Below are 6,836 nucleotides of genomic sequence, written 5' to 3'. Positions count from 1 at the left end.
TATCTGTATTATTTCAAATATTTTTCTATTTTATGAGATTTTTTCGAAAGATATTTTTATAAAAAATCTCTTAAAGTTGATTGTTTTACTTTTTTACATTTATCTTGTAATCTTTTATTATCCTTGGTTTGTAAAAGAAAAGAGAATTTTATGATACAATGGTTATATCTTGTTTTAGGGGAAAGAAATGAAACGATTATTCCTATGTTTACTAGTTTTGGTCGGAATGACCGCCAGCAAGGTTGCAGCAGATGATTACGACATTGCCGCTAAGAGTGCAATGGCTGTAGACGCTACTTCCGGAAAGATTCTCTACGAAAAAGATGCTAATACTCCAATTGAAGTCGGCTCCATCACCAATCTTTTGACCATCTACCTGGTCTATGAAGCCATTGAGAGAGGAGACCTGACTGCCGATACCTATGTTGATATTTCAGACTATGCTTACAATCTGATATCTAATCCAAATATCAGCAATGTCCCTTTGGAAGCCAAACGTTACAAAGTCAAGGACTTGATTGCCGCTTCCTTGATGTCCAGCTCCAACAGTGCCACGATTGCCTTGGCTGAAAAGGTTGGGGGCAGCGAAGAAAATTTCGTCCAAATGATGAAGGACAAGCTTAAAGAATGGGGAATCACAGATGCTACTATTGTAAACTCCACAGGGCTGAATACTCTTCTTCTAGAATATGCAACTGAAGAAACAGACTATACCGCCTCAGCTAGCACAGCTAAAAAAAGCAAGGACACTGAAAACAAATTCAGCGCCTACGACTTGGCTGTTATCAGTCGGCATCTGATTATGGACTTCCCTCAAGTGACAGAGATCACTTCCAAGTCCACAGCCAAAATTGCGGGGACGAGTCTGGAAAATTATAACTTCATGCTGGAAAACCAGTCCAACTTCCGCTCAGGTGTAGACGGACTTAAAGCCGGCAGTTCGGATAAGGGAGGATCTTCCTTTGTTGCGACGACTACTGAAAATGGTATCCGCATGATTACTGTTGTGCTGGACGTTGAGCAAACCGACGGCGACCCCTACGCACGCTTTGTAGCCACAGCGTCTTTAATGAACTATGTTTCGCAAAACTTCACCCAGACGACTATTGTGGCTGAGGGGGAAGCCTACAATAAAAGCCATTCAACAGTTATTGACGGCAAGCAAAAGACCGTTCCAGCCGTCGCCAGCAAGGATTTCACCATCATTGAGCGCATCGCCAATCAGGCTGAGCACAAGGTAGAATTTTCAACCAACGAAAAAGGCTTCCAAGCTCCGCTGAAAAAAAATACTGAACTCGGAACCTTGACCTATACCGACCCTGAACCAATCGGCCAAGGCTATCTGGAAAACAAAGCACCTTCTGTCACAATGGTGGCAGGCCAAGAGGTGGAAAAAAGCATTTTCTTTAAGGTCTGGTGGAATGACTTCGTCCGCTATGTCAACGAGAAATTATAAAGAAAAACCGCGAATCAAATGATTCGCGGTTGTTTTGTATGTTTTCTAAATGTTGGACTAGAGCTAGCAAACATCTTTGAATATTAACTCACAACGCGTGTCTTCAAGCAGTGATTTAAAGTTTCGCCTAGACAAAGCTTTATCCAACTGATCCTTCCATTTCATAGCTAATCAAGCGGTTAAGCTCAACAGCATACTCCATAGGCAGTTCTTTGGTGAAAGGTTCGACAAAGCCCATGACAATCATTTCGGTGGCTTCAGATTCGGATAAGCCACGGCTCATGAGATAGTAGAGCTGCTCTTCTGAAATCTTAGAAACCTTGGCCTCATGCTCCAGAGCCACCTGAGAGTTATGAATTTCATTAAAGGGAATGGTATCTGACGCTGAAATATCGTCCATGATAATCGTATCACACTCAATATGGCTGACGGATTTCTGCGAATTCTTTCCAAAGGTCACTTGACCGCGGTAATCCACCTTACCTCCGCCCTTAGCAATAGACTTGGACACGATAGAAGAGCTAGTATGCGGAGCATTGTGAATCATCTTAGCCCCTGTATCTTGGTGCTGATTGGTATTGGCAAAGGCAATGGAAAGCATGGTTCCACGCGCCCCAGGCCCATCCAGATAGACAGACGGATACTTCATAGTCGTTCTCGCACCTAGGTTCCCGTCAATCCACTCAACTGTCGCATTTTTCATGGCCCGCGCCCGCTTGGTCACGAGATTATAGACATTGTCGGACCAGTTTTGAATAGTGGTGTAGCGCATATAGGCACCATCGAGGGCAAAAATTTCAACAATCGCAGCATGCAAGCTATTACTAGAATAAGTCGGAGCAGTACATCCCTCAACATAATGGACGCTAGCACCCTCATCAACGATAATCAAAGTCCGCTCAAACTGACCTGAATTTTCATTGTTAATCCGGAAATAAGTCTGCAAGGGAACATCTACCTTGACACCTTTTGGCACATAAATGAAGGTACCACCAGACCAGACTGCAGAGTTGAGAGCTGCCAGCTTGTTATCTGTCGGAGGAACCAGCTTAGCAAAATACTGCTTGAAAAGCTCTGGGTATTCCTTAAGAGCTGAGTCGGTATCCGTAAAGACGATTCCTAGCTTTTGGAACTCTTCCTTCATATTGTGGTAGACCACTTCTGATTCATACTGGGCCGCCGCACCAGCGAGATAAGCTCTCTCCGCTTCTGGTATCCCAATCTTCTCAAAGGTTTCCTTGATCTTCTCAGGCACTTCATCCCAGCTTCTAGCAGGCTTATCAGAGGCCTTTTGGTAATAAATCAAGTCGTCAAAATTAATTTCTGACAAATCCGGCCCCCAAGTCTGCATAGGCATCTTCTTGAAAGCCTCGTAGGATTTGAGGCGGAAATCCAGCATCCACTCTGGTTCATCCTTGGCTGCAGAAAGCTCACGAATGACCGCTTCATTCAGCCCTTTCCCTGTCGAGAGAACAGGTTCAACATCATCATGGAAACCAAACTTGTACTCACCGAGATCAATCGGTTTTGGTTCTACTCTTTCTTCTGACATAATTTCCTTTCACATTCTTACTTTTTATCTTCTTCAATTGCTCGCTTGAGGGCATTCCAACCCAAGGTCGCACACTTAATCCGCTGCGGGAATTTGGCAACGCCTGCTAAAAAGGATCCATCTCCCAATTCTTTCTGGCGACTATCTTCTTGACCCTGAACCATCTGTGAGAAAACTTCTGCCAATTCCAGGGCCTGCTCTTTTGTCTTACCTAGAACCGCATCCGTCATCATGCTGGCCGAAGCCGTTGAGATGGTACATCCGGAATTCACAAAGGCAATATCCTCAATCTGATTTTCAGCATTAAACTTGACAGACAGGCTGATAACATCGCCACAGGTCGGGTTATTGAGGACTACCTGCTCCACATCTTCCAGTTTCCCATGATGATGGGGGTGAGCCGAGTGGTCGGTCACAACCGCCTTGTAAAGACTGTCTAACTTAGAAAGCGCCATTGAAAAACTCCTTTGTCTTTTCTAAAGCATCTACCAGCTTGTCGCAATCCGCATAGGTATTGTAAACATAAAAGCTGGCTCGAACAGTCGCTGGCACCTGCAGATAGGTGAGCAGAGGCTGGGCACAATGGTGACCCGCCCGAACAGCCACTCCTTCGTAGTCCAGAGCTGTCGCGACATCATGCGGATGGAGACCATCCAGGTTAAAGGCAATCACGCCTGAGCGCTGGGCCAAATCCTGAGAGCCATAAATCGTCAAGCCTTCCACAGCCTGCAGCTTAGGAAATACATAGGCAATCAGGTCCTGCTCATGCTGGGCAATGGCACCCATACCCAAGTCTTCCAAATAATCAATAGCCGCCGCAAGACCGATTGCTCCTGCCATATTCGGCGTTCCGGCCTCAAACTTCCACGGAAGCTCCTTCCAGGTCGCTTCCTGCTCATAGACAAAATCAATCATTTCGCCGCCAAACTCGACTGGCGACATCTCTTCTAGCAATTCTTCCTTGCCATAGAGAACGCCGATTCCCGTAGGTCCAGCCATCTTATGTCCCGAAAAGGCGAAAAAGTCCACATCCAAATCCTGCACATCAATCTTCATGTGTGGAATGGACTGGGCCCCATCCACCACCAAAAGCGCTCCTTGCTGATGAACCAACTGGGCAATCTCCTTGATGGGATTGATGACACCGAGAACATTGGAAGCATGAGCCAGAGAGACAAACTTTGTCCGCTCATTGAGCTTGGCACGGAAATCATCCATATCCAGAGCACCATCCTTGAGATAGACATAGACCAACTTGGCTCCAGTCTTCCTACATGCTTCCTGCCAGGGAATGACATTGGAATGGTGCTCCATGATAGAAATCAGCACTTCATCACCAGGCTGCAGCCTTTCAGTCGCAAACTGAGCCACCCAATTAAGACTCGTCGTGGTTCCTCGTGTAAAGAGAATTTCTCTGCTAGAAGCTGCATTGATAAAAGAGCGAACTCTTTCTCTGGCTGCTTCATAAGCTGCCGTCGCCCGCTCGGCTAGCGTATGCACACCGCGGTGGACGTTGGCATTGTCTCTAAGATAGTAGTCTTCGATAGCCGCCAGCACCTGCTTTGGTTTCTGAGTTGTCGCCGCATTGTCCAAATAAACCAAAGGCTCATCATTGACAATTTGGTCCAAAATGGGAAAATCTTGCTTGATTGCTTCTGCATTAAATCCAGTCATGAAGACTCCTATCTACTTACACGGGACAAGGCCCAGCTTTTTATCTTTTTGCGAGAATAATATCGATATTTTCAATCATTTCATCGCGGACTTCTTTAACAGGGATTTCTACTATCACTGAGCCCAAGAAGCCGCGCACGACCAAGCGTTCAGCCGTCGCCTTATCAAGACCCCGACTCATGAGGTAATACATATCCTCCGGATCAACCTGACCGATAGAAGCCGCGTGACCAGCTGTCACATCGTTCTCATCAATCAAAAGGATGGGATTAGCATCTGAGCGAGCCTGATCAGACAGCATGAGAACCCGGCTTTCCTGCTGGGCATCTGCTCCCTTAGCCCCTTTGATAATATGGCCGATACCATTGAAGGTCAGGGTTCCTTTTTCTAAGATAACCCCGTGCTGCAGGATATTTCCGATAGAGTTGCAGCCATAGTTAGTTACGCGGGTGTCAATTCCCTGAACTTGCTTACCGCTGGAGAGAGCCACCACCTTCATATCCGCATGGCTACCCTTGCCATAGAGGTCACTATCAAAGTCAGCCACGACATTGCCTTCGTTCATAACACCGATAGCCCAGTCAATCATAGCATCGTTGTCCAGCTTACCGCGACGGCTGATATAAGCCGTTACATTTTCGCCCAAACGATCAATAGCTGAAAACTTAATCTGAGCTCCAGCCTGAGCAATAACTTCGACAGTGATATTGGCTGTTACTGGAACAGCGCCCTCACCATAAGTTTCCAAGCGTTCCAAGTAGTTAACCTTGGAATGCTTGCCTGCGATAATCAAAATATGCTTGTTAAAAGGAACATCGCTTTCGCTGTCCTGATAAAAAATCCCTTCAATCGGCTGATCAATCTCAACATTGTCCGGCACATAAAGAACTGCTCCGCTGTTGAAATAGGCAGTGTGATAAGCCGCTAATTTGTCCTCGTCATACTTGACAGCAGACATAAAATGCTTCTCTACCAGCTCTGGAATTTCTTCCAAAGCTGTGTGAAAATCAGTGAAAATCACACCTTGGGCTGCCAAATCAGCCGGCAATTGCTCCAGAACAGTCTGAGTTCCCAACTGAACAAGTTTGAGATTGTCGTCTAGGGCTGTAAAGTCTGGAACACTTGTCAGCGGCTCACTCTCTGAAATATGGCCGTCACCTAGATTCCAGCGGTGAAATTTAACCCGCTCAATACGCGGTAACTCTAACTGGTCAATTTTATCAAAGGCCTGCTGGCGCAGTTGAAAGAGCCAGTCTGGCTCTGCATGTAGCTGTGAAAATTCTTGAATCAATTCTTTAGTCATGTCATTCTCCTATCTTTTATCAAAGTCAAAAGAATGTTTGACTAGGCTTCTTCGGTATAGGTGAAGCCCAACTCTTCAGCCAATTTAGCATAGCCTTCTTTCTCCAAGCGGACTGCCAATTCAGGACCGCCAGAAAGAACGACTTTACCATCCATCATGACATGAACCACATCAGGAGTGATATAGTTGAGCAGGCGTTGGTAGTGGGTGATAATCATAGCACCAAAGCCTTCACCGCGCATAGCATTAACCCCTTTGGACACAACCTTAAGAGCATCGATATCCAGACCAGAGTCAATCTCATCTAAAAGCGCAAAAGTCGGCTCTAGCATGAGCAACTGCAGGATTTCATTGCGCTTCTTTTCACCACCGGAGAAACCTTCATTAAGGTAACGCTCAGCCATTTCTTCTTTCATGTTGAGCAGTTCCATCTTTTCATCCAGCTTCATGATAAAGTCGCGGACAGAGATTTTTTCCTCGTCTTCTTTGCCAGCATTCATGGCAGCACGGAGAAACTCTGCGTTAGTAATACCAGGAATTTCACTAGGGTACTGCATAGCCAGGAAGAGTCCCATGCGAGCACGCTCATCCACTTCCAGCTCCAAGATATTGACTCCATCAAAAAGCACTTCTCCTTGAGTCACTTCGTAGTTAGGATTGCCCATGATAGCTGCAGACAAGGTAGACTTCCCTGTTCCATTCGGGCCCATAATAGCTGCAACCTCTCCCGTTTTCAGAGTGAGATTCACCCCTTTGAGAATTTTTTTCCCTTCGATTTCAACATGAAGATCTTTGATTTCTAAGACAGACATTTCTTTTTCCTTTCTTTGCTTAGCTGATTTACATACTTT

6 protein-coding genes are annotated in these 6,836 nt (G+C 45.7%); 1 reads left to right on the top strand and 5 read right to left on the bottom strand.

Features of this window, described 5'->3' with window-relative positions:
- The first annotated feature begins 187 nt into the window (after positions 1-187).
- Complete coding sequence (gene pbp3, locus QZ169_RS06955) at positions 188-1,456, top strand: D-alanyl-D-alanine carboxypeptidase PBP3 (RefSeq protein ID WP_295505673.1); 1,269 nt, start codon at positions 188-190, stop codon at positions 1,454-1,456.
- Positions 1,457-1,595: 139 nt separating this feature from the next.
- On the opposite strand, the gene sufB is transcribed toward pbp3, so the two are convergent.
- The 5 genes from sufB to sufC are packed head-to-tail and all read right to left on the bottom strand — an operon-like array spanning position 1,596 to position 6,797.
- Complete coding sequence (sufB, locus tag QZ169_RS06950) at positions 1,596-3,008, bottom strand: Fe-S cluster assembly protein SufB (protein WP_295505670.1); 1,413 nt, start codon at positions 3,006-3,008, stop codon at positions 1,596-1,598.
- Between the two features lie 17 nt (positions 3,009-3,025).
- Positions 3,026-3,463 (bottom strand): Fe-S cluster assembly sulfur transfer protein SufU, encoded by a 438-nt coding sequence (gene sufU / locus QZ169_RS06945; RefSeq protein ID WP_295505668.1) that lies wholly within the window; start codon positions 3,461-3,463, stop codon positions 3,026-3,028.
- Positions 3,450-4,682 carry a cysteine desulfurase gene (locus tag QZ169_RS06940; protein WP_295505667.1) on the bottom strand — a complete coding sequence of 411 codons (1,233 nt, stop codon included), beginning with the start codon at positions 4,680-4,682 and terminating at the stop codon, positions 3,450-3,452. The genes sufU and QZ169_RS06940 overlap by 14 nt, the downstream gene beginning before the upstream one ends.
- 40 nt (positions 4,683-4,722) lie before the next feature.
- Entirely contained in the window at positions 4,723-5,985 is a 1,263-nt protein-coding gene (sufD, locus tag QZ169_RS06935; RefSeq protein ID WP_295505665.1) for a Fe-S cluster assembly protein SufD, read from the bottom strand.
- 41 nt (positions 5,986-6,026) lie between these two features.
- On the bottom strand, positions 6,027-6,797 hold the full coding sequence (gene sufC, locus QZ169_RS06930; protein ID WP_002893635.1) for a Fe-S cluster assembly ATPase SufC: 771 nt from the start codon (positions 6,795-6,797) through the stop codon (positions 6,027-6,029).
- Positions 6,798-6,836: the final 39 nt, after the last annotated feature.

Source organism: uncultured Streptococcus sp. (genome assembly GCF_905372115.1).
In the GTDB taxonomy this organism is placed as follows: Bacteria; Bacillota; Bacilli; order Lactobacillales; family Streptococcaceae; genus Streptococcus.
Note: the sequence above shows the minus strand (reverse complement) of the source record. Positions and strands in the feature narration are given on the sequence as shown.